Genomic DNA, 1,375 nt, shown 5'->3' with positions numbered 1-1,375 from the left:
CCAGGGCGATCTCCCCAGCGCGGCAGCGCTGCTGGCACTCGGAAGTGCCGCCGGCGTCGCCATGAATCGGGGAGGCCTTCCGAGCGCCGAGGTGCTGCTCGCGCTTGGGGGTGGCGAGGCCGGCGCCGCCGGATGTGAGCGTCCCGTCGCGGAGGCGACGGCACTTGAGGTGAGCCTCCCCGCACTGCAAAAGATGGGCCAGGCCCTCGAGAGGCCCCTCCCCACCCAGAAGGGGTCGGCGAAGGGCGTGTCGGCGGCCGCTGCCAAGTTGCGATCGAGCACGAAGAAGACACCGAAGAAGCCGACCGCCGCCGCGGGCGAGCAATCGGCACATCTGCGACGCGGGGTCGCCGCAGAGACGCAGCGGACACGCAAGCCCAACCAGCGGTAGGCAATGGCGAGGTCGACACGGCCAACTCGCGGTGAGAGCCTCGCCGTTGTGCCCTTCCAGTCCGAAACGTCGCCAGCAGCTGCCCGGGCCACTGCTGTGTGTACGCAGCAGCGGGTGGCCCGACCGATTGCCACATAGTGCTACGGATGGGTGACGTCTGATGATGGTGCTGTTCGAGTGCGTCGTTCAGGGGGATTGTCGTCGGGCGATCTCAGGGCGAACAGTGACTTTTCGAGCACCGTTTGGGCGCGGTCCAGGGTGTCCTCCAGGCGGTCCTGGATGGGCTCGGGGAGGGCGGCGGAGCCCAGTGCGCAGGCGGCGAGGGCCTGTTCAAGCGTGGCTGTCCGGTGGGGTTCGAGACGGTCGCGCACGCCTTCGTGCGCGAGGAGCTCGCGCCGTGCGTAGCCGTCGCCCGATTCGCTCGTTCGGCTGGTCAGCTGGCTGAGCAGGCTGCGGGCACCCGGGGCACCGGGGGGCGCGGCGTCCAGAGCGCTCAGGGCGAGGCGGGTGGTGAATACGGCCAGGCCCTCTCCCGGTTCGAAGGCCAGGCAGTGGTTGATGGCGGTGACGGCTGCACGTTGGTCGCCGGGACGGCACAGGGCGGTGAGGACGGCGGTGACGGCGTTCTCCCATGGGGCGCCGGGCTCGGTGTCCTCCAGCAGCGCGAGGGCGGCAGGTAGGTCGCCGGTGGTGGCGTGGGCGAGGACGGCGGTCTGGCGGCCGTCGAGGATGCGCCGGCCGATGCCTCGGTGCGTCTGGACGTGGTGCAGGGCGTCCGTCCATCGGCCGACGGAGGTGAGGGCGCGGGTGCCGTCGGCGAGGACGACGCACCATAGCCAGGACCGGACTTCGGCGCGCTGGTGCTCGGACTGGGTGAGGTGGGCCGGGACGGTGATGCCGTCGAGCACGGTGCCGGTATCCTTGGTGACGGCTCGGAAGAGGTCTAGGAGTAGTTGGTGGCCCTGCTAGTGGTGGCCGTTGCGG

At 70.6% G+C, this 1,375-nt stretch carries 2 protein-coding genes; one reads left to right on the top strand and one right to left on the bottom strand.

Going from position 1 to position 1,375, the window contains the following annotated elements:
* Positions 1 to 391, top strand: a 391-nt coding sequence (locus AB0O00_RS39625) for a hypothetical protein (RefSeq protein ID WP_363659518.1), incomplete at its 5' end; no start/stop codon positions are given.
* A 140-nt stretch (positions 392 to 531) separates the two neighbouring features.
* On the opposite strand, the gene AB0O00_RS39620 is transcribed toward AB0O00_RS39625, so the two are convergent.
* Positions 532 to 1,299 (bottom strand): hypothetical protein, encoded by a 768-nt coding sequence (locus AB0O00_RS39620; protein WP_363659517.1) that lies wholly within the window; start codon positions 1,297 to 1,299, stop codon positions 532 to 534.
* Positions 1,300 to 1,375: the final 76 nt, after the last annotated feature.

Source organism: Kitasatospora sp. NPDC093558 (assembly GCF_040683475.1).
Lineage (GTDB): Bacteria > Actinomycetota > Actinomycetes > Streptomycetales > Streptomycetaceae > Kitasatospora.
This window is presented reverse-complemented; position numbering and strand designations above follow the sequence as displayed.